Raw genomic sequence first — 20,575 nt, 5'->3', positions numbered from 1 at the left:
ATGGCGAAGATCAAGGGCGCGCTGGTTGGTTGCGGCTTCTTCGCCATCAACCAAATGCATGGCTGGCGAGAGCTGCAGGAAGTCGAGATTGTTGCGATCTGCGATCGCGATCCGGAGCGGCTCAACATCGTGGGCGATCAGTTCGACGTGGCGCGGCGCTACTCGTCGGCGGATGCGATGTTCGCCGAGGGCGGTTTCGATTTCGTCGACATCGCCACCACCGTTGGCAGCCATCGGGCGCTCGTCGAACTTGCCGCGCGCCACAGAGTACCGGCGATCTGCCAGAAGCCGTTCGCGGCGACGCTCGATGATGCCAAGGCCATGGTGGCCGAGGCTGAAAAGGCGGGGATCGCGCTGATGATCCACGAAAACTTCCGCTGGCAGACGCCCATCCTTGCGGTCAAGGAGGTCATCGACGGTGGCGAGATCGGGACCCCTTTTTGGGGGCGGGTATCGTTCCGCTCCGGCTTCGACGTGTTTTCCGGCCAGCCTTATCTTGCGAAGGGCAAGCGCTTCATCATCGAGGATCTTGGCATCCATTCGCTCGACATCGCCCGCTTCCTATTCGGTGACGCCCGCAGCATGTCTGCCCGCACGCGCCGGATCAATCCGGATATTGCCGGTGAGGACATGGCGACCATGATGCTCGATCACGACAACGGCGTTACCTCGATCGTCGACGTCAGTTATGCGACGAGACTTCCGGAGGAGCCGTTCCCGCAAACCTTAATCGAGGTCGACGGAACCAAGGGTACGCTGCGCCTCGGCCTCGGCTACAAGCTGGCCGTCCACAGTCCCGCCGGTACGTTCGAACGCGACGTCTCACCGAACCTACTGCCGTGGGCGTCGAAGCCATGGCACAACATCCAGGAAAGCGTCGCGCTTATTCAGAGACACTGGATCGAGCGACTCGGTTCCGGCCGGGAGCCGGACACCTCCGGGCGCGACAACCTCAAGACCTTCGCATTGGTCGAGGCCGCTTATCTCAGCGCCGAACGCGAAGAGACGGTTGCAGTCGGAGACCTGTTGCGATGAGGGACGACCTGTTCCGGCTCTTCGGCACAGCCGAGCGCGAGCCGGAAAGCCGGACGCTGGCTGTCGGCAAAATGAGCATGAACTTTCAGGACGGTAATCTGCGCAGCTTGCGGTTCGGCGGTCATGAGGTATTGCGGGCGATTTCCTTTCTCGTGCGCGACAAGGATTGGGGCACTTGCCGCGCTCGGCTGAGTAACCTGAGCTTGGAGGAGGACGAACAAGGGTTCTCGCTCGCCTATACCGCGCGCTTCACGGCTCCTTCCGGCGCCAATCTCGATTGCGATATCGCGATCTCCGGCACGGCGACGAGCGTGCGCTTCTCCGCCGATTGTGTGAGCGATGCGGATTTCGAAACCGCCCGTGCCGGCTTCGTGGTCTTGCATCCGGTCATCGGTGTTGCAGGAGAACCGGTTGCAATCACGCATGGTGATGGCTCGGTGGAAGAGGCGCGCTGGCCAGATACGATAGAGCCCTGGCAACCTTTCAAGGATATCGCTCAGATCACGCACCGTGTGGCGCCCGGCATCATGGCGACGACGAAGTTCATTGGCGATGTCTTCGAGATGGAGGACCAACGCAACTGGACCGATGCTTCCTACAAGACCTACGTGCGGCCCCTGGCCTTGCCTTGGCCCTATCTCGTGCCGCAGGGTCAGCGCTTCGGTCAGCGGATCTGCGTGGAGGTTCTTGCCGAGAAGAATGCGGCGCCTGCGGCCGATCGCTCGGATGCGATCTCTGTCAGGGTCATCCCGACGAATGTCAGATGTCCTGCCGTTGGCGTGGGGCTCCGACCCGAGTGCCTTCGGGAAGAATTGGCTGCGCTCGATGTCTTGAAGGCCATCGGCGCAGAACATCTGCTTGCCCATTTCGATCCCGCTGCAGGACATGGCATCGAGGCATTGAAGGGCTATGCGGCGATAGCGACGAAGTCCGGCCTCAAGGTGACGCTGGAGCTTGCGGTGCCTTGCCTAAGACCCCTCGAAGAAGAGATGGCGCAGTTCGCAGCGATGGTCGGTCAAACCGGGCTTGATCTCGATACGCTATTCGTCTGCCCGTCCGTGGATCGACAGTCGACACCGCCGGGCAGCAAGTGGCCGGAGTGCCCGGCGCTCAGTGACGTCTATGCCGCAGCGCGCGTTGCGTTTCCCGGCCTTCGGCTCGGTGGCGGTATGATGAGCTACTTCACGGAGCTTAACCGCAAGCGCGTGCCGCCGGATCAGCTCGACTTTGTCAGTCACTCGACGAACCCGATCGTGCATGCAGCCGATGATCTTTCGGTCATGCAGACGTTCGAGGCACTGCGTCATGTCGTCAGCTCCACCCGGGCGATCTACGGCAACAAGCCGTACCGCATTGGGCCTTCGACGATTGCCATGCGCCAAAATCCCTACGGCAGCGCCACGAAGGACAATCCGACGGGCTCGCGCATCCCCATGGCGAATGTCGACCCTCGGCATAATGGTCAGTTCGGGGCGGCCTGGACGCTGGCCTATGCGGCAACGGTGGCGCCGGCGGCGCTGGACGTCTTGACCCTTTCGACCCTTGCCGGTCCCTTCGGGCTTGTTGCTGGCGAGGGGGAAGCCACGGTCAGGGGCGAGTTGCGACCGCTCGCACGCGTCCTCGCTCGTCTTGCTTCCTTGTCGCACGAGCTCCTGTATGCCGTCGAGACTTCCCGGCCCGATGCCGTATTGGGACTTGCTTCGCAGAAGCGGCTTCTGCTGGCGAATATCACCTGCGCCGAGCAGCCGGTCGTCTTGCCGGCAAAGCCGCGGAAGGTTTCAATAATCGCGGATGGGCGCGAGCTTGCCACGCAACGGCAAGTCACGCTGAAGCCTTACGCCTGTATTGATGTCGATCTTTGATTTCTACGCCGGGCTCTTGAGGGCATAGAGCGCGCGCGAGCGTTCGAGGTGCTTGACCATCGCCTGCTCGGCAAGATCGGCATCGCGGCTCTCGATGGCGCGGATGATTTCCTCGTGTTCGGAAAGCGTGAAATTTTCGCGACCCGTCCAGATGAGCATTTCGGTATGGTAGGATTTCAGCCACCCCAGCATCGCGCCGCTGACCGCGACAAAGATCGGATTGCCGGAAATCCTGGCGATGCATTGATGAAACTCCATGTCTGCATCGATGAAACCATCCGCATCGCCAAGGCTCTGCTTTTGCTTGTCCAGAAGGGTGCGAAGTTCGGCTATATGCGATGGGGTCGCCTTGGCCGCCGCCTCGCGGATCATGCCGCGCTCGAAGAAGATGCGCGCGTTCTTCAGGTGCTCCAGCGTATCCGAGGAACCGGAGAGCATCAGTTTTGCCGGCAGGTCGACCTGCTTGATGATGGATTCGGCGGTAATGCGCAGCACCTTGGCGCGCTCGCCCTGCGAGATTTCGACGAGTCCCTTTCCGGCAAGCGCCTGCATTGCTTCGCGGATGGCCGGACGACCGACGCCGTAGCGTTCCATGAGTTCGCGCTCGGATGGCATTTCGTCGCCCGCCTTGAGTTCGCCGGCTTCGATCATCTGCTTCAGCCGCGCGAAGACCTCATCGGACAGTTTCTTTCGCACAATCGGTTCGGAAACGATGTTCATGGTTCACCTGATTTTGACAGGTTTGAATATGCATCAAGTTTCGCCGCCGCAATAGCCTGTCAGCGGATGGCTTGCAATAACATAAATACTCATTATACCAGTTGGCAAGCTTTAACTTGGCTGTGGGAGAGAAGCATGATCCGCCTGACCTATCGGATAGAGACGCCCGGCTCGGTGGAGGCGCTGGCAGCGAAGATTGCCAGCGATCAATCGACGGGAACTTTCGTTGCATTGCCGGGCGAGACGGAGGAACTGAAGGCGAGGGTGGCTGCCCGCGTCGTTGAGATCCGTCCCCTTCCTTCGTCCGACAGAGCCTCCTTTCCCGATGAGGCCCGCGGAGCCACGCATTTCAACCGCGCGGATGTCGACATTGACTTCCCATTGGATGCGATCGGTACCGATCTTTCCGCGTTGATGACGATTGCGATTGGCGGCGTTTACTCGATCAAGGGCATGACGGGCATTCGGGTGGTCGGCATGCAATTGCCGGAGGAATTCGCCGCGGCGCATCCTGGCCCACAGTTCGGCGTTCGCGGCAGTTTTGCGCTGACAGGGGTGAGAGACCGCCCGATCATCGGCACCATCGTCAAGCCGGCGCTGGGCTTGCGACCGAGCGAGACTGCCGAGATGGTCGGTGAACTGATCGATGCGGGCGTCGATTTTATCAAGGACGACGAAAAGCTGATGAGCCCGGCCTATTCACCTCTAAAGGAGCGCGTGGCGGAAATCATGCCGCGCATTCTTAATCACGAGCAGAAGACCGGCAAGAAAGTCATGTATGCCTTCGGCATCAGCCATGCCGATCCCGACGAGATGATGCGCAATCATGACATGGTGCTTAAAGCCGGGGGCAATTGCGCCGTGGTCAATATCAACTCGATCGGTTTCGGCGGTCTCGCCTTCCTGCGCAAACGCTCAGGCCTGGTGTTGCATGCCCATCGCAACGGTTGGGATATCCTCACGCGCCATGCCGGCCTTGGCCTTGAGTTTTCCGTCTGGCAGCAGTTCTGGCGCCTGCTCGGTGTGGACCAGTTCCAGATCAACGGCATCCGGGTGAAATACTGGGAGCCGGACGAGAGCTTCGTACGCTCCTACGAGGCCGTCAGCATGCCGTTGTTTTCCGAAAGCGACGTGGTGTTGCCGGTTGTCGGCTCGGGCCAGTGGGGGGGACAGGCACCGGATACGATCGTGGCCACAGGGGGCTCCACCGATCTCCTCTATCTTTGTGGCGGTGGGATAGTCAGCCATCCCCGTGGCCCGGGCGCCGGTGTGAAAGCGGTCAAGCAGGCCTGGGAAGCAGCCGTCGCCGGCGTTCCGCTCGAAGCCTATGCGAAGGAGCATCCGGAGCTTGCGCAATCCATCGAAAAATTTGCCGATGGCAAGGCGGCCTGAGACATGACACGACCGCTGATCAGTTATTACGGCGATGATTTCACCGGCTCGACCGACGTCATGGAGGCGCTGTCCTCCAACGGCGTGGAGACAGTGCTGTTTCTGGAAGTTCCGGACAAGGCACTAACGTTGCGTTTTCCCGACGCGCGCGCATTCGGTCTCGCCGGGACGAGCCGCAGCGAGACGCCGGAATGGATGGACGTGCATCTGCGCGAAGCCTTCGAGTGGCTGAGAACGCTCGACGCGGAACTTTGCCACTACAAGGTTTGCTCGACCTTTGATTCCGCTCCGCATGTTGGCAATATCGGCCGGGCGATCGAGATCGGCCGAACCGTCTTCGGCGCAGAGACTGTGCCGCTCGTCGTGGGGGCTCCACAGATTCGTCGTTATACGGCGTTCGGCGAACTGTTTGCTGCCTACCAGGGTGTGAACTATCGCATCGATCGCCATCCGGTGATGTCACGCCATCCGGTCACGCCGATGGATGAGGCCAATCTGCTGCGGCACCTCTCCCGCCAGACGAAGCTGTCGTCGGCACTCGTCGACATTGTTTCCCTTCTCGCCGGCGCCAAGCCGGAGAAGGCCGATATCATGCTTCTCGACGTGCTCGACCAGGCAACTCAAACCGCAGCCGGTTCGCTGCTCTGGAACGAGTTGCGGCAAAAGGGCCGCTTCGTCTGCGGCTCCTCGGGCGTCGAATACGCTCTGCTCCCGGCTTGGCGCAGCGAAGGCATCATTGGCGCCAGGCCTGTCTTTCCAGTGGCCGGCCCGGTCGATCGCCTTGCTGTCGTTTCCGGTAGCGTTTCGCCGACAACTGAGCGGCAGATCCGACACGCGATCGCAAACGGTTTTGAGGGCATCATGCTCGATCCACTTGCATTGTCGCGCGAAACCGACTGCCCGGAGATTGCGATCGCCGTGGAGGCTGCGCTCAAGCTGCTGAAGGAGGGCCGCAGCGTCATCTTGTACACGGCACTCGGGCCGGCGGCGGACAGGGGACGCGAACTCGATCTGTCGAGCGGTGCGCGCCATCGTCTCGGTCGGGCGCTTGGCCGCATCCAGGCGGCCCTTGTTTCGCGTGCCGGATTGACCCGGGCCGTGGTTGCCGGTGGAGATACGTCGAGCCACGCACTTGGCGAGATGGGCATTTCGGCCTTGACCCTGAAGATGCCCCTTCCACAGACGCCCGGCTCGCCACTCTGTATCGCTCACGGCGGTCCCTCGGACGGCTTGGAAATAGCGCTCAAGGGCGGCCAGGTGGGCGGCGACGACTACTTCTCGATGATCCGTTCCGGCCGCTGCTAAATCACCTTCACACGTTGCCGCCAGGGCACCGGATAAAGGGTTGCTTGGCGCGTCGCCTGGACGGCAGATCTTGAGCCTGAAGGTCGTCTTCTCCGTTCCAGTTCGCTTCGCCGCCCGTGCCGGGTTCGTCATGGACAGGTGTATTTCCGAAAACATGGATGGGGCCGAGCCGCTCGCGCGCCCCGGCTGGCAGCCTCCGCATTTTCGCCTTTTCGATCAATACAACGGACAAAGCGATCTGCTGTCTGCAGGTACGAGATCGGCCTGCAAGCGGAACCGATCGCCAGCTGCGGCGTTGGGATTAGCCTTTGTCCGACACAAAAAAGTCGGAGCCGCGGGTCATGGCCCCTTGCTCGACCCGGCTTTGATGCGGGCGATAAGCGCAACTGGCGCGGGGACGTCAGAATAAGAGGAAGAAAGATCATGTCGATTCCATCCAAACTTTTCGCAACGGTGGCCTGGCCTTTATTCGCCGTATCATTTGCGATTCAGCCGGCGCTGGCCGAGAGCTTGAAGGCGCCGTTCCAGATAGCGCAGGAAGGGGCCGACCAGCAGTCGCCCGAGGACTTACTGCTGCTCAAGAAGCGCAAGAAGCAGCGTGCTGCCGAGGAAGGGCAGACAGAACAGCAGCAGCCACAGGCCGAGGAGCCGCAGCGCCAGGTAGAAGAGCCGGTGCGCAAGAAGCGTAAACAGCAGGCCGAAGAGCAGCAGCCCGGCGTAGAGGAAAGCGCACCGCGGCAGGCTGAAGAACTGCAAGCACCTGTGCGCAAGAAACGCAAGCAGCAAGCCGAAGAACAGCAGCCCGGCGCAGAGGAAAGCGCTCCACGGCAGGCTGAGGAGCAGCAAGCACCGGTGCGCAAGAAGCGCAAGCAGCAAGCCGAAGAACAGCAGCCTGGCGCAGAGGAAAACGCGCCACGGCAGGCTGAAGAACTGCAAGCACCTGTGCGCAAGAAGCGCAAACAGCAGGTCGAAGAACAGCAGCCTGGCGTAGAGGAAGGCGCTCCGCGGCAGGCCGAGGAGCAACAAGCTCCTGTGCCGAAGAAGCGCAAGCAGCAGGCCGAAGGGCAGCAACCTGGTGCCGAGGAAGGCGCTCCGCGACAGGCCGAGGAGCAACAAGCTCCTGTGCCGAAGAAGCGCAAGCAGCAGGCCGAAGAGCAGCAGCCCGGTGTCGAGGAAGGCGCTCCGCGACAGGCCGAGGAGCAGCAAACGCCTGTGCCGAAGAAGCGCAAGCAGCAGGCTGAGGAACAGCAGCCCGGCGCAGAGGAAGGCACCCCTCAGAAGGCTGAGGAACAGCAGATACCTGTGCCCAAGAAGCGCAAGCAGCAGGCTGAAGGACAACAGCCCGAGGAGCAGAAGGCCCTCGAACAGCGTGCCTCACCGAAAGGCGCAACCGGTCAACCCTCCGCCGAGCAGCCGACGCCGCAGACGGGCGAGGGTGAGCAGCAGCCGGTTCCGGGAAGCGAACAACCCGCAACGGCTGAGCAGCGCCAGGGTGAGGAACCTCAGGCCAAGCCTGCTCCGGTCGTCGTCGACAAGCGCACGAAGGAAGAGAAGCGCAAGATCGCCCAGGATCCTGCGGCGACCGACGAAACCGTGGTGCTTCCCGTCGATAACGGCGCGGCTGTGCTCGACAGCGACAAGGACGCCGACAATACCGGTGGCGAGCGGGCGCGTGAGGCCCGGCGTAAGCAGCGCGAAGAACTGCGCGCCCAGGAGAAGAACATAGCGCCGCCGACCGACGACGCCGCAGCCCAGGCGGAAATTCCGGCCGAGGTGCGGCAGGCGGTTCCGAAGAGGATCGAGGCCGCGATCAAGGAAGAAGGCCAACGCGTTGAAGCGGCGCCTGCCTTCGCCGTCCCGGAGACGACGAATATCGTCAACAACACGGTCATCAATAACACGGTGATCAACAACACGACGGTCAACAACACGACGAACAACGAAGTGACCGAGGTGCAGGTGGTCGAAAGGGTCGACGATCGCGTCGTCCTCGGCGTCGGTGACCAGATCTTCGTGCGTGGCGACGATCGGCCGAGGCTCCGCCGCGATTCCGAGGAGAGCTATTACGATCAATTGTCGCGCGGCCGTGTTCGTGAAACGATCGTTCGCCCGGGCGGCTACCAGATCGTCACGGTCTACGACCGCTACGGCAACATCCTGCAGCGCTCGCGCGTCGACCGCGACGGCAACGAATATGTGCTGATGTACGCACCGGACTATCAGGAGGAACGTCCGGCGATCATCGACGTCGGTTACGAGCTGCCACCGATGCGCCTGACGATTCCGGTCGACGACTACATCGTCGATTACTCGGAAGAACCGGATCGGGACTACTACGAGTTCCTGTCCGAGCCGCCGGTCGAACAGGTCGAGCGAGTCTATACGATTGATGAGGTCCGCAATTCGGCCCGCCTCCGCGACAAGGTCCGGCGCATCGATCTCGACACGATCCACTTCGCGACGGGTAGTGCTGAAGTGTCGATGTCCCAGGCAAAGACACTGCGTACAGTTGCCGACGCAATGCGGAAGATCCTCGACAAGGATCCCGGTGAAACCTTCTTCATCGAGGGGCACACGGACGCTGTCGGTTCCGACCGCTCGAACCTGGTGCTCTCCGACGAGCGCGCCGAGTCCGTCGCAGTCCTCCTGACCGAGGTCTATGGTATACCGGCGGAGAACCTGGTCACTCAAGGCTATGGTGAGCGCTTCCTGAAGATCCGAACGCAGGAGCCCGAGGAGGAAAACCGCCGCGTGACCATCCGCCGCGTGACACCGCTGGTGCGCCCGGTGGCGCAGCGGTAAAGGAAACCTGCATCGCCATGCGTCTGAAGACGACGCATGGCGATGCAAATTCGAGCAGCCGGCCGTCATGACCGGGCAGCCGCTTTATTCGACCAGCAGCCGAGAGCAAGCGTCAACGTCGGGTATCAAGAAGTGATACCGACGGCGTGGCCGCCTCAAGAGTTGCCGCTCATGGCGGGTCGGATTACCGGTCGGCAGCGAATTCTGCAAAATCACTTGCGGCCCGGTGGTGAATGCCGGTCCAACTCCCGCCAAGACGGATCTGGCTCTCCCCGTGAGCCACAATGCTGCCGTTCAATGGTCAGCAAATTACCCCGGTACCGCCGCAGCGAGCCCTTGCAAGGGCGTCATCGTTCCCGCCGCGTTCGGCGCAGCGCAGAGCGACCCGGCAGTCGCCAAGAAGGTTCAGGCAGAACTTCAAAAGACGGCTCCGGCACAGCAATAGATGAAGTCAGCGGCAATCGGTGCCGGATTTCTGCGTGTGGCCCGCGGGATCAACTTGCGGGCTTCCCGCCGCTAGGTCGAAAAGGGGGGAACGGCGTCCGGAGCGTAAAAAACGTTCGATGAGTGTAAAAGTTGAACCTGCTTGTTCAGCCAATCCAACAAGTCTTTCATTGCAACCAGGATGCCCGTGCGTCCTCGTCATGAGCGAGGAATTGTGCCAGGGCCGAAAGCAATGCCTCCGCACTGTAGCGATCGAGCAATACCTCGATTGTTTCGCCTGTCGAACAGGTGATTTCGAAAGTGCCCAGAAGCGGGTCACTCGACAATACGCTGACGGCGCTGCCATGGAACTCGGCGTTCATTGTGATCCCAATGTCCTTCATGGTTCTCTCTCCAAGGTTATATAAGTAGATTATAATATATTTGGGATCGAACTGAAGGGGATTTTGGGCGCGTCTCGATGTCGACCGTGAGCGAGCGGCAAGGCCAGGCGTTCACGCCTCCCTGCCGCGTGACCTCACGATCACGCCTTGCGCTCCGGCTGCGCAATGAGTTCGTCGGTATTGGCGAGAAGTCGCCGCACGGCGTTGCGGGCCGCGTTCGGGCGTCGAAGGCGAATGCTTTTCTCGATGTCCGCATGGAGTTTCAGGGCATGGACGGAGCTGCTGTCCTCCCTAGTCACCAGTTGGAAAAGGTGGTTGAGCGCAGATTCGATCAGCGCCCCCAGTGGTACCAGGAGATCGTTTCCGGAGGCATGCAGGATTGCAAGATGGAAGCGCGTATCAGCCTGGATGCGGCTCTGCAGCGTTGACGCCTGTTGCATGTCTCTCAAGGCCGCGTTGATTTCGGCCATCTGCTCGCTGCTTCGGCGGGTGGCGGCAAGCGCCGCCGCTTCCGGCTCCAGGATGTGGCGAAATTCCTGCACGGTCTTGAGGAACTGCAGTCGGTCCGGTGAGGCCGCGTACCAGCTCAGCACGTCGCGATCGAGCAGGTTCCAACGCTCCTTCGGCTCGACCCAACTTCCGATTTTCGGGCGCGAGGCAAGCAGCCCCTTGGCCATCAATATCTTGATCGCCTCCCTGACGGCAGTGCGGCTGACGTGGAAGTTCTCCGCCCATTGCGCCTCGTTCGGTAGGATCGATCCAGGCGGATAGTCGCCACGCACGATCTTGAGCCCTATGTCATCGGCAAGCGACATGTGAACGCTGGGTCCCGACATGCGCGGCGCGTCGAGGCGTCGGCTCGCACGCGCCGGCTCCACCTTGACCGCTCCGGTGGAGGCTTTTCCTGATTGCCGTTCAGCCATTTTCGCCATTTTCTCGCATCTATGCCGCCAAGCCGCGCATTGCGTCACCTGACGTCAACATAGTTCCGCCAGCTGTGTTGCGGTTGAAAGCCGAGCATCACGCGTGCTTTGCGGTTTGATAAGAGCGTCTCGTATTCGCCGAGCGGTCCCTTGACCGGCACGCCGTGGTAGAAGCGGTCGATCAGTTCCAGGGTCGGAATGTCGGAGGACGTATCGTCGCTTGCCGCGTTGAAGACTTGGAACCCGAGGCCATCGGTCTCCACGGCCTTGAGCGTAATCTGGCCGAGATCGCGCGCATCGACATAGCTCCAGGCAATGCGCTTGCGAAAGCCCGGATCGGCGAACCAGGCTGGGAAGAGATCGTATTCGTGCGGCTCGATGACGTTGCCGATGCGCAAGGCATAGATGTCGGCGCCGCTCCTGAGTGCAAAGGCGCGCGCGGTTTTTTCGTTGACGACTTTGGAGAGCGCGTAGCTGTCCATCGGGTCGACGTCATAGTCCTCATCAAGCGGAAAATAGCGCGGGTTTCGCGGCTCGTTGGCAAAAACGAGGCCGTAAGTCGTCTCACTCGATGCGATGACGATCTTGCGGATGCCAAGCTTCACCGCCGCCTCAATGACATTGTAGGTGCCCATCGCATTGACGCGGAAGAGCTCATTGTCGGGGGCGATCAGGATGCGCGGGATCGCGGCAAAGTGGACAACAGCATCGATTGGCTGCGGTGCAAGTGACGGGTCGAATTCGTGCAGGCCCGTGTAACTTGACAGGGCGTTGAACACTTGACCGCTGTCCGTGATGTCGGTGATCAGCGTGCGTACTTTCGGGTTGTCGAGGGGTTTCGCGTCGAGGTTGAGCACCTGGTGGCCCTCATTGACGAGGTACTGCACGACATGGCGGCCAGCCTTGCCGCTGCCTCCGGTGAAGATGATCCGCTTGGTCATTGTGTCCTCCATGTTCCGCAAGATCGGGAGATGATCCTTGATCGATGATAGTTCGTCAGGGGGATCTTCCAAGCGGGGTCGTTGCAGGGTGCCGTGGTCAGCCGGCAAGACTGCGGGCTGACCACCGCCGTAGCGGAGAGGGCGGAGACACCGGAGAGCTCGACAAAGCGCGCTCAGCCACCGTTTTTACTTCTGGATGCAGGTGTCCGCAGTGTCCTTGGTGCATTCGTCGAGGCCAGTGAATACCGGATCCTCCACCGGCTTGCCGGCAATCAGGTCCAGCATGACCGACGGCGCCTTGTAGCCCATTTCGAACGGGCGCTGGCCAACGAGCGCAGTTACGAGACCTTCCTTGGCAATCGCCACCTCATCGCCGATCGTATCCGCCGCGCCGATGACGAATTCATTCTTCGCGATCTTGTCCGCCATCGGCTTGAACAGGTCGCGATAGGGTTGCGGCGCGCCGAAGAGCGGCCAACCGCCCATGATGCCGAAGGCATCGAGATCGGGATTGGCAGCGAGGATATCCGTCATTGCCTGCACGCCCTTGGCGCCGTCGTCATTGGTAAAGACCGGGCAACCCGCGACCTCCGTCCAGCCGCCTTCGCCCTTCAGTTCGGTCAGGCCTTCTTTCCCGGTGAGCACGTCACGCATGCCCTGGGCACGCCGCAGGATGTTGTCGGCACCTGGATTGCCCTCGATCGTGCAGATCTTGCCGCCGTTCGGCTTGGCCTTCTTGATGTATTCGGCGATCCGCGACCCCATCATGTAGTTGTCGGTCCCGAGATATGTCTTGCGCAGGCCCGCGTCCTCCTTGGCGAGGTCGGCATCCAGCGTCATCACAGGGATGGTCGGGTTGGCCGTCTTCAGCGTCTGGGCAATCAGCTTGGCGTTGGATGGCGAAATGGCGATCGCAGCCGTGCTGGACTTGCCGAGCATGTCCTGGACGATCTGCGCCTCGCCGGCTTCGTCGGAGGTCGATGCCGGGCCGGTATAGAAGCACTCATATTCCGAGCTTGTGTTTTCCTTGTTCCACTTCTGGCATCCCTGATTGATTGCCTCGAAGAACGGATTGTCGAGGCCCTTGACGACGATGACGAGCTGCTTCTTCGACTGGGCTCCGGCGGGGCCGGTGGCCAGCGCGAGTGCTGCAACTGCAAGCACCAATGCTTTCCTCATTCTATCCTCCCGTTGAACAAGCGGACACCATCCGTCCGCGGCACAAATCAACCCGGATACCAGACGATGCGAGGATCGTTCTGCGGACGCTCGTATTGCCAGGCCTGGTCGATAAGCTTTTCGAGATCGTATTCTGGCTGCCAGTCGAGCAGGTATTTTGCCTTGCTGTTGTCCATCCAGTTTGAGTGGAAATGGCTTGGAACGTCGACGGACGGCAAGCCGCGCGAGCGCTTGAGGTAGCTTGCGACCTCGCCGTAATCCACCGGGCGGTCCATGGCGATGTTGAAACGCTGGCGCTCTGCGCGCGGATTGTCGACCGCGCTACGCACTGCGGACACGAGGTCGCTGACGTGGACGAAGTTGCGCTTGAGCGGCCTTCCATCGGCATCGCGCAGCAGCGGCACCGTTCCGGCTTCTGCATGACGCTTGGCTTCGTCGGGCGCAAAATAAGTCTTCCAGTCGGGTCCACCGAACACGTCGTCGCCGAAGGAAAGCGAGTACTTGAAGTCGTCCTTCTCCATGATCCACGGCGCCCGAAGGCAACACACGTTCATCCCGTATTGGATTGCGTACTGCTCGACGATCACCTCCTCGAGCACTTTCGAGAGCGCGTAACAACCAGGATAGGCGCGGTGCGGTGTCGCCTCGGTTATCGGTCCGTCATGAGCATAGAAGAAATGGCCGACCGCTGCGTCGCCGCCGATCAGGATGAACTGCCGGGCTGTTGGGCTCATTCTGAACGCTTCGAGCAGCCAGAAGAGGCCCTTGACCGTCACATCCATGACGTCGGCAGGTGTTTCCTTGCAAGTTGCGAGATGCACGACGTGGCTGACGCCGGCAATCGCCGTTTCTGCGACCGCGCGATCGGCGATGGAGCCGCGGATGATGCCAAGCCGCTCGGTCGGATCAAGCACGCGGTTGTGGCAGAGCGCGCGAATGCGCGCTTGCGAAAAACGTGGCCGATCAAGCAGCGTTGCTATGAGGTGCCGCCCGACCTTGCCAGTTGCCCCGGTGACAAGGATAAGCATGCTCATCTCCCAAGCATTAGCTAATATATGATCGCTTCGCCCGTCAATGTCTATTTGTCATACAAAACAGGTTTATCGGGTGAGGGATTATTGACGCGTTCATGACGATTTGCGTAAATAAGCAGTCGCTTGCTCGCTAGGAGGCGGGCATGCGGCGAGGCGTCCTGGCGGATTGGCGCGTCTTGGCGAGTCTGGAAGGCTGGTCGTGCTGCTAGAACTCAGCAATATTTCCAAGCACTTCGGGGCCATACAGGCCGTGAACGACATTTCGCTGTCGTTGGAGGCCGGTCAGGTTGTCGGCCTGATGGGCGACAACGGCGCCGGCAAATCGACGCTTGTCAAAATGATCGCGGGCAATTTCCGTCCGAGCCATGGAACCATGCGTCTTAACGGCAACGATATCGTCCTGCATCGCCCCATCGAGGCAAGGCAGTTCGGCATCGAGATCGTTCACCAGGATCTGGCCCTTTGTGACAACCTCTCCGCGGCCGCGAATGTCTTCCTCGGCCGCGAACTGAGGCGCGGTATCGGCCCCTTGCGCGTGCTTGACTACAAGGCAATGTACCGCCGCGCCGGGGAGATCTTCAAAGAACTCCGCTCTGAGACCAGGCCACGCGACCTCGTGCGGCAGATGTCGGGTGGGCAGCGGCAAGCTGTGGCGATTGCGCGTACGATGATCTCGCAGGCGAAGATCGTCTTGATGGACGAGCCGACAGCGGCAATATCTGTGCGCCAGGTGGCCGAAGTGCTGCATCTGATCCGGCAACTGCGCGATCGCGGCATCCTGGTGGTGCTCATCAGCCACCGCATGCCCGATGTCTTCGAGGTCGCCGATCGCGTGGTCGTCATGCGCCGGGGCCGCAAGGTGGCGGACAAGCCGATCGCAGAGACCTCGCCGGAGGAGGTGACGGGGCTGATTACTGGCGCCATCGAGGGTGGATGAGGGGCAAGAAAACTCAATCGTCTGCACCGGAGGAACGGGAGGAACGATGGCAACGACGCTGGACCAGACGATCGCCCGCAGGCAGCGCACGCTCGGAGGAACGATCCTTGGCAACCAGACCTTCTGGGTTCTGGTCGCTGTCGTCCTTGCCTGCATTTTTCTGTCCTTTGCCACCGACAGCTTCGCGACGGCAAAGAACCTCTACAACATCACCCGCAACGTCACCTTCGTCGCAATCATCGCACTCGGCATGACGCTCGTCATCATCACCGGTGGAATCGACCTCTCGGTGGGCTCGGTCCTCTGCCTGTGCAGCATGGTGCTCGCGGTCACGATGCACGCGGGATACGGCATCGAGACGGGGATTGCCGTCTCTGTCGCAACGGCGCTGGTGATAGGCGCGTTCAATGGCATCCTCATCGCCTATCTCGGCTTTCCGCCCTTTGTCGTGACGCTCGGCATGCTCTCGATTGCCCGGAGCTTGGCGATGGTCGCGTCCAACAATACCGTTGTCTTCGAGTTCGGCCCGGACCACGACAAGCTGCTGGCGCTCGGCGGCGGGTCCGTCTTCGGTATCGCCAACCCGGTGATCTACATGATCGTGCTGGCACTTTTGACCGGGTTCGTGCTGCGCTGGACGCGGATTGGCCGCTACATTTACGCCATCGGCGGCAACGAGCAGGCGGCCGTTGCGACAGGCCTCCCGGTGCTGCCCATCAAGGTCTGTGTCTACATGGTTTCGGCGCTCTCGGCCGGCATCGCCGGCATCATCCAAACCGGCTGGCTCGGGGCGGTGACAACCAATATCGGCGCCGGCATGGAGCTGCAGGTCATCGCCGCCGCCGTGATCGGCGGGGCGAATCTCGCCGGCGGCGTCGGCACTGCCTTCGGTGCGCTCGTCGGTGCAGCACTGATCGAGGTGATCCGCAACAGTCTTGGGCTTCTCGGCATCAGCGCCTTTTGGCAGGGGACATTCATCGGCAGTGCCACGATTCTCGCGGTCCTTTTCGATCGTGTCCGTAATTTCCGCCAGAGCGAGTAGCATCAGCCTTCTGGCGCAAGGGACCGCAAAATTGTCCGTTGGCTCATGAAAGCGTCAGTTTCGGAGCGTGCACGGACTGGCCAAGAGGGAAGTCGCCCTGACGGTCGCGCCCCGGCAGATCGCTAGTGCGAAGCCGGTCTGGGCTCCGTGCGGACTCAGTCAATTATGTTGCCGACAATATTCTTGTGAAAAATCCTTCCCTAGGGCACAATTTATGAACGCAACTGAAGTGCGGCGCTATCTGAATTCGGCCGTCACGCGCCGCGGAATAGTTCGCGCGGGAGAGGCTGCGTCAATGGGCCAGGGGTTCTTCCTTCTGTTTGCTGCGGGGGCCGTGATCACCGCCCTGACAGTCGTCCTGGCGCGCAATCCTGTTCACAGCGCATTGGCGCTGATGGCATGTTTCCTGCAAATTTCGGCAATCTTCGTCCTGCTCGAGGCGCCGCTGCTCGCGGTTGTGCAGATCTTCGTCTATGTCGGCGCCATCATGGTCCTCTTCCTGTTCGTGATCATGATGATCGATGTGCGCGAAGCGGTGCTGCAGCGGTTTCTGCCGGGGCGAAATCTGCCTGCACTGGCGCTGCTCGTCCTGCTTGGGGTCGAGATGCTTGCGCTGGTGTTCTGGAGTGGCCGCTTTTCGGCGGTTGAGCCGATCGCGCCACGCGGCGGCGACCAGGTCAGGCAACTCAGCACGACACTTTTCGCCGACTATCTCCTGCCGTTTGAAGTCGCCTCTGTCATCCTTCTCGCGGCACTTGTCGGCGCGATCGTACTGGCACGCAAGGAGTCCGGGTGATGGTTCCGCTCTGGTGGTACATTTCGCTCGCAGTGGTCCTGTTCGTGATCGGAGCCGCGGGTGTGCTGCTCAGGCGCAATATCCTGGTCGTGCTGATGTCGCTCGAATTGCTGCTCAACTCGGTCAACATCAATTTCATCGCCTTCGGACGTTACTACGATGATTTTCGCGGACAGATATTCGCGATCTTTGTCATCGCCATCACCGCGGCGGAGGTTGCCGTCGCCCTCGGCATTCTGGTCGCCCTCGTGAGGAACAAGTCCACCCTCAAGATCGACGACGTGACGACGATGAAAGGATAGCGGCTTGGAACCGGTGCTATCAGTCCGGCCGCTACTTGCCGTCGCCATCGCCGGGCTGGCGGCGCTTGCAGTTCTCCTTCTGAACAAGCATGAGAAAATCCGGGATGCCGTCTCGCCTCCGGCCGCGGTCGCCATGTTCGCGATCGTGATCTCGATGGCGCCCACCGTGCTCGCGGGTGGCACCGTCGAATTGCACCTGTTCGAGATCCTGCCGGGGATCGACTTCGCTTTCCGGGTCGATGCGCTCGGCATGGTGTTTGCCACCGTCTCGTCGCTCCTTTGGATTGTCGCGGCGGTCTATTCCATCGGCTACATGCGGCACCTGAACGAGCACGCGCAGACCCGCTTCTTCGCCTGTTTTGCAACCAGTCTCGCGGCGGCAGTCGGTGGTGCTTTTGCCGCCAATCTGTTCACGCTGGTGATCTTCTACGAGGTGCTGAGCCTCGTAACCTATCCGCTCGTCTACCACCATGAGGACGAAGAGGCCTGGGCGGGAAGCCGCAAGTACCTCGTCTACCTGATGGGGGCGTCGAAGAGCGTGCTTCTCGCCGCGCTGGCGCTGACTTATCAAATCGCCGGATCACTCGACTTTCTACCCGGAGGGTTGCTGGCGAAGGCCGATGCCTCGGCGCCGCTGCTGACGATTATCTATTTCTGCTACCTCTTCGGCTTCGCCAAGGCCGCGGTGATGCCGATGCATGCCTGGCTGCCTGCTGCAATGGTTGCACCGACGCCGGTCAGTGCGCTCTTGCATGCCGTGGCGGTGGTGAAGATGGGCGTGTTCTGCGTGCTGCGGGTCGTGTTCCATGTCTTCGGCGTGGATCTGGTCGGCAGGCTGGGGCTCGGAATTGCAACGGCCTATCTCGTTTCATTCACCATCTTGATGGCGTCGATCTATGCTCTGACGCGGGATGACCTCAAGGCGCGACTTGCCTATTCGACCGTCAGCCAGCTCTCCTACGTGGTGCTGGGCGCTGTGCTTTTATCCCCCGTCGCGATGGTCGGCGGTATCATTCACATCGCGGTGCACGCCTTCTCCAAGATCACACTGTTCTTCTGTGCCGGATCGATCTACTGCGCCTCGGGAAAACGAAACATCAGCGACATGGCCGGCATTGGCCGCCGGCTGCCCTGGACGATGGGGGCCTTCTTCGTCGCTTCACTCAGCATGATCGGCGTGCCGCCGACCGCCGGTTTCGTCAGCAAGTGGTATCTGACGCTCGGCTCGGTCGAAGCGGGAGAGATGGCTTTCCTGGCCGTCCTCTTGGCGAGCTCGGTCCTCAACGCCGCCTACTTCCTGCCGGTGAGCTATATCGCTTTTTTCAAAGCGGAGGCACCGGGAGCGGTGGAGCCGGTCCGTGAAATTCCGCTGGTAACGATCCCGCTGGTCGCGACCGCCGCCTTGTCGGTGCTGATGGGCATCTTCCCCGGTTACTTCCTCGCATTGGCGGAAGGAGTGGTCAGATGATCAAGCGTGTCGTCGATTTCTTTGGTGACGAGGGCCATGCGAGGTCACGCCGCCGATTGTTCTATCTCGTGCTCGTTCTGGTCGTCGTCGCCGATCTTCTGGTTCCGCGCGAACACGCCGAATATCTCTGGGACCGCTTGCCTGGCTGGTCTGCCGCCTATGGCTTCGGCTCCTGCGTGCTGCTCATTTTCGTTTCCAAGTTCCTCGGCCATCAGGGCGGGCTCATGCGGCGCGAGGACTATTATGATTGATTTCGTCCATCCCGCCCTTCTGTTCATTCTCGGCGCCGTGCCGATCCCGTTCCTGAAGGGGGCGATCCGCAAGACCTATCTGGTGCTGATTCCGGCTTTGGCGATCGTCGCGGTCCTCACGATGGAGCCAGGTAGTCATGGCGCAGGGCAATTCATCGGGCAGGAAATCCTGTTTGTAAAGGTCGACAAGCTCAGCATCGTCTTTGCCACCGTTTTCACCATCATGGCGTTGATCGGCACGATCTACGCGCTGCATCTGCCAACGGCGGGCCAGCATGTGGCGGCCTTCGTCTATGTTGGCGGCGCGCTCGGCGTGGTCTTCGCCGGCGATTACCTGACGCTCTACCTCTTTTGGGAAGGCATGGCGCTCGCCTCGGCCTATCTGGTCTTCGCGCAAGGGGGCGAATGGGCGATCCGTGCCGCCTTCCGCTATCTGATGGTTCATGTCACGGGTGGTGTCGTTCTGCTCGGCGGCATCGTGCTTCACGGGCTCGCCGCCGGCTCGCTGCTCTTCGGCCCGATTGCGGGAACGATGGATACCGGCGGCTATCTGATCCTTGCAGGCTTCCTCCTCAATGCTGCGGTGCCGCCGCTCAACGCCTGGCTGACCGACGCCTATCCTGAAGCGACCGTCACGGGGGCGGTGTTCATGAGCGCCTTCACCACCAAGACGGCCGTCTACGTGCTGGCGCGCGCGTTCCCCGGGACCGAGCTTCTCGTCTGGCTCGGCACGGTGATGGCGCTCTACGGCGTCATCTATGCGGTGCTCGAAAACGACTGTCGGCGGCTGCTCGCCTATCACATCGTCAGCCAGGTGGGCTACATGGTGGCGGGCATCGGTATCGGTACCGAGATGGCCGTGAACGGAGCCACCAGCCACGCCTTCGCCCATATCCTCTACAAGGCGCTTCTCTTCATGGGGGCAGGGGCGGTGATCGAGGTCACCGGGCGGCGCAAGCTCACCGAACTGGGTGGGCTCTACAAGACCATGCCGCTGACGGTTGCCCTCTACATGGTCGGCGCCTTCGCGATCTCGGCCTTTCCGTTCTTTTCGGGTTTCGTCACCAAGTCGATGGTCATAGCCGCCGCCGGGCAGGACCACCGGGCGCTCGTGGTTCTGGCGCTCACGATGGCATCGTCGGGGACGTTCCTGCACACCGGCCTCAAGCTGCCGTATTACATGTTTTTCGGACACGATCGAAAGCTGGAAGGGCGCGAGCCGCCTCGCAACATGCTGGTTGCCATGGCTATTGCCGCGGTGTTTTGCATCGTGATTGGCATGTTCCCGGAACCGCTCTACGCGCTCCTTCCCTATCCTGTCGCCTTCGAGCCCTATACCGGCGCTCATGTCACCGAGAGCCTCGCTCTGCTGATGTTTACCGCTCTGGGCTTCGTCCTGTTCCTGAAAGCGCTCGATCCGGAAAACACTGTTAGCATCGACACGGACTGGTTCTACCGAAAGGGCGCGCAGGCTTTCCTGTGGTTCGCCGAGAAGCCGGTGGCGCGCTATGAAAAGGCGGTGAGCAACGTGTCCGACTCCGTTGCGCTGCCGCTCCTGCACGGGACGGCGCGGGCCGGACTGCGGGTCGATCTCAATGGCGTCGATGCCGCCGTGAATGGCCTCGCCCGCGCGATCCTTGTTGGCGGTGGCGCACTCCGGCGTCTGCAGACCGGCGTCGTCACGCACTACGCGCTGGCCATGATCGCCGGTGTGATCGCGGCGGTCGCCGTTTTTGCCGTCGTGTGGCAGTAGGGGGTG

Annotated in this window: 18 protein-coding genes; 12 read left to right on the top strand and 6 right to left on the bottom strand. The window is 61.2% G+C overall.

Translation table 11 applies throughout. The features are described 5' to 3' along the window. Positions 1-1,035: a Gfo/Idh/MocA family protein gene (locus tag AC1Z3V_RS02650; protein WP_483497068.1), complete on the top strand. Its 1,035-nt coding sequence runs from the start codon at positions 1-3 to the stop codon at positions 1,033-1,035. Beyond that, positions 1,032-2,897, top strand: coding sequence for a D-apionate lactonase (gene apnL, locus AC1Z3V_RS02645; protein ID WP_483497067.1), 1,866 nt, complete (start codon positions 1,032-1,034; stop codon positions 2,895-2,897). The genes AC1Z3V_RS02650 and apnL overlap by 4 nt, the downstream gene beginning before the upstream one ends. Positions 2,898-2,900: 3 nt before the next feature. Here the strand turns inward: apnL and AC1Z3V_RS02640 are convergent, their stop codons facing one another. After that, entirely contained in the window at positions 2,901-3,617 is a 717-nt protein-coding gene (locus AC1Z3V_RS02640; RefSeq protein WP_483497066.1) for a transcriptional regulator NanR, read from the bottom strand. 135 nt (positions 3,618-3,752) lie between these two features. On the opposite strand from AC1Z3V_RS02640, the gene oiaX reads away from it, so the two are divergent. The 3 genes from oiaX (at position 3,753) to AC1Z3V_RS02625 (ending at position 9,116) form a co-directional block, all read left to right on the top strand. Further along, entirely contained in the window at positions 3,753-5,009 is a 1,257-nt protein-coding gene (gene oiaX, locus AC1Z3V_RS02635) for a 3-oxo-isoapionate-4-phosphate decarboxylase OiaX (protein WP_483497065.1), read from the top strand. A 3-nt stretch (positions 5,010-5,012) separates the two neighbouring features. Continuing rightward, positions 5,013-6,314: a four-carbon acid sugar kinase family protein gene (locus AC1Z3V_RS02630; protein ID WP_483497064.1), complete on the top strand. Its 1,302-nt coding sequence runs from the start codon at positions 5,013-5,015 to the stop codon at positions 6,312-6,314. 423 nt (positions 6,315-6,737) lie between these two features. Then, complete coding sequence (locus tag AC1Z3V_RS02625; protein ID WP_483499524.1) at positions 6,738-9,116, top strand: OmpA family protein; 2,379 nt, start codon at positions 6,738-6,740, stop codon at positions 9,114-9,116. Positions 9,117-9,727: 611 nt separating this feature from the next. Here AC1Z3V_RS02625 and AC1Z3V_RS02620 read toward each other — a convergent pair. The 5 genes from AC1Z3V_RS02620 to AC1Z3V_RS02600 all read right to left on the bottom strand — a co-directional run bounded on the left by AC1Z3V_RS02620 (position 9,728) and on the right by AC1Z3V_RS02600 (position 14,014). Further along, positions 9,728-9,943: a hypothetical protein gene (locus tag AC1Z3V_RS02620; protein ID WP_483497063.1), complete on the bottom strand. Its 216-nt coding sequence runs from the start codon at positions 9,941-9,943 to the stop codon at positions 9,728-9,730. 140 nt (positions 9,944-10,083) lie between these two features. After that, entirely contained in the window at positions 10,084-10,866 is a 783-nt protein-coding gene (locus AC1Z3V_RS02615) for a FadR/GntR family transcriptional regulator (RefSeq protein ID WP_483497062.1), read from the bottom strand. Positions 10,867-10,910: 44 nt separating this feature from the next. After that, positions 10,911-11,807, bottom strand: coding sequence for an NAD-dependent epimerase/dehydratase family protein (locus AC1Z3V_RS02610; protein ID WP_483497061.1), 897 nt, complete (start codon positions 11,805-11,807; stop codon positions 10,911-10,913). Between the two features lie 186 nt (positions 11,808-11,993). Further along, positions 11,994-12,986, bottom strand: coding sequence for a sugar-binding protein (locus tag AC1Z3V_RS02605; protein WP_483497060.1), 993 nt, complete (start codon positions 12,984-12,986; stop codon positions 11,994-11,996). A 47-nt stretch (positions 12,987-13,033) separates the two neighbouring features. Then, positions 13,034-14,014, bottom strand: coding sequence for an NAD-dependent epimerase/dehydratase family protein (locus AC1Z3V_RS02600; RefSeq protein WP_483497059.1), 981 nt, complete (start codon positions 14,012-14,014; stop codon positions 13,034-13,036). A 172-nt stretch (positions 14,015-14,186) separates the two neighbouring features. Here AC1Z3V_RS02600 and AC1Z3V_RS02595 point away from each other — a divergent pair, with 172 nt between their 5' ends. From AC1Z3V_RS02595 to AC1Z3V_RS02565, 7 genes are all read left to right on the top strand, one after another. Beyond that, complete coding sequence (locus AC1Z3V_RS02595) at positions 14,187-14,957, top strand: ATP-binding cassette domain-containing protein (protein ID WP_173515008.1); 771 nt, start codon at positions 14,187-14,189, stop codon at positions 14,955-14,957. 46 nt (positions 14,958-15,003) lie between these two features. Next, on the top strand, positions 15,004-15,999 hold the full coding sequence (locus tag AC1Z3V_RS02590; protein ID WP_483497058.1) for an ABC transporter permease: 996 nt from the start codon (positions 15,004-15,006) through the stop codon (positions 15,997-15,999). Between the two features lie 295 nt (positions 16,000-16,294). Then, a complete protein-coding gene (locus AC1Z3V_RS02585) occupies positions 16,295-16,795 on the top strand; it encodes an NADH-quinone oxidoreductase subunit J family protein (protein WP_483497057.1) in 501 nt (166 codons plus the stop codon). After that, positions 16,795-17,097, top strand: coding sequence for an NADH-quinone oxidoreductase subunit NuoK (gene nuoK / locus AC1Z3V_RS02580; protein WP_077965613.1), 303 nt, complete (start codon positions 16,795-16,797; stop codon positions 17,095-17,097). The genes AC1Z3V_RS02585 and nuoK overlap by 1 nt, the downstream gene beginning before the upstream one ends. Before the next feature lie 4 nt (positions 17,098-17,101). Then, a complete protein-coding gene (locus AC1Z3V_RS02575) occupies positions 17,102-18,565 on the top strand; it encodes a monovalent cation/H+ antiporter subunit D family protein (RefSeq protein ID WP_483497056.1) in 1,464 nt (487 codons plus the stop codon). After that, positions 18,562-18,816 carry a hypothetical protein gene (locus AC1Z3V_RS02570; RefSeq protein ID WP_483497055.1) on the top strand — a complete coding sequence of 85 codons (255 nt, stop codon included), beginning with the start codon at positions 18,562-18,564 and terminating at the stop codon, positions 18,814-18,816. Before AC1Z3V_RS02575 ends, AC1Z3V_RS02570 begins: the two co-directional genes overlap by 4 nt. Continuing rightward, positions 18,809-20,569: a Na(+)/H(+) antiporter subunit D gene (locus tag AC1Z3V_RS02565; RefSeq protein ID WP_483497054.1), complete on the top strand. Its 1,761-nt coding sequence runs from the start codon at positions 18,809-18,811 to the stop codon at positions 20,567-20,569. Before AC1Z3V_RS02570 ends, AC1Z3V_RS02565 begins: the two co-directional genes overlap by 8 nt. Positions 20,570-20,575: the final 6 nt, after the last annotated feature.

Source organism: Ensifer sp. 38_S197, from assembly GCF_056924495.1.
The sequence above is the reverse complement of the archived record's forward strand: the minus strand, read 5'-3'. Positions and strand labels throughout refer to the sequence as shown.

What these genes read in the sequence shown, in the direction of transcription:
- nuoK (WP_077965613.1), top strand. Translation starts at nt 16,795, where the DNA reads ATGGTTCCGCTCTGGTGGTACATTTCGCTCGCAGTGGTCCTGTTCGTG.
- AC1Z3V_RS02570 (WP_483497055.1), top strand. Translation starts at nt 18,562, where the DNA reads ATGATCAAGCGTGTCGTCGATTTCTTTGGTGACGAGGGCCATGCGAGG.
- AC1Z3V_RS02590 (WP_483497058.1), top strand. Translation starts at nt 15,004, where the DNA reads ATGGCAACGACGCTGGACCAGACGATCGCCCGCAGGCAGCGCACGCTC.
- AC1Z3V_RS02605 (WP_483497060.1), bottom strand. Translation starts at nt 12,986, where the DNA reads ATGAGGAAAGCATTGGTGCTTGCAGTTGCAGCACTCGCGCTGGCCACC.
- AC1Z3V_RS02650 (WP_483497068.1), top strand. Translation starts at nt 1, where the DNA reads ATGGCGAAGATCAAGGGCGCGCTGGTTGGTTGCGGCTTCTTCGCCATC.
- AC1Z3V_RS02585 (WP_483497057.1), top strand. Translation starts at nt 16,295, where the DNA reads ATGGGCCAGGGGTTCTTCCTTCTGTTTGCTGCGGGGGCCGTGATCACC.
- AC1Z3V_RS02630 (WP_483497064.1), top strand. Translation starts at nt 5,013, where the DNA reads ATGACACGACCGCTGATCAGTTATTACGGCGATGATTTCACCGGCTCG.
- apnL (WP_483497067.1), top strand. Translation starts at nt 1,032, where the DNA reads ATGAGGGACGACCTGTTCCGGCTCTTCGGCACAGCCGAGCGCGAGCCG.
- AC1Z3V_RS02615 (WP_483497062.1), bottom strand. Translation starts at nt 10,866, where the DNA reads ATGGCTGAACGGCAATCAGGAAAAGCCTCCACCGGAGCGGTCAAGGTG.
- AC1Z3V_RS02625 (WP_483499524.1), top strand. Translation starts at nt 6,738, where the DNA reads ATGTCGATTCCATCCAAACTTTTCGCAACGGTGGCCTGGCCTTTATTC.
- AC1Z3V_RS02600 (WP_483497059.1), bottom strand. Translation starts at nt 14,014, where the DNA reads ATGCTTATCCTTGTCACCGGGGCAACTGGCAAGGTCGGGCGGCACCTC.
- AC1Z3V_RS02620 (WP_483497063.1), bottom strand. Translation starts at nt 9,943, where the DNA reads ATGAAGGACATTGGGATCACAATGAACGCCGAGTTCCATGGCAGCGCC.
- oiaX (WP_483497065.1), top strand. Translation starts at nt 3,753, where the DNA reads ATGATCCGCCTGACCTATCGGATAGAGACGCCCGGCTCGGTGGAGGCG.
- AC1Z3V_RS02640 (WP_483497066.1), bottom strand. Translation starts at nt 3,617, where the DNA reads ATGAACATCGTTTCCGAACCGATTGTGCGAAAGAAACTGTCCGATGAG.
- AC1Z3V_RS02610 (WP_483497061.1), bottom strand. Translation starts at nt 11,807, where the DNA reads ATGACCAAGCGGATCATCTTCACCGGAGGCAGCGGCAAGGCTGGCCGC.
- AC1Z3V_RS02565 (WP_483497054.1), top strand. Translation starts at nt 18,809, where the DNA reads ATGATTGATTTCGTCCATCCCGCCCTTCTGTTCATTCTCGGCGCCGTG.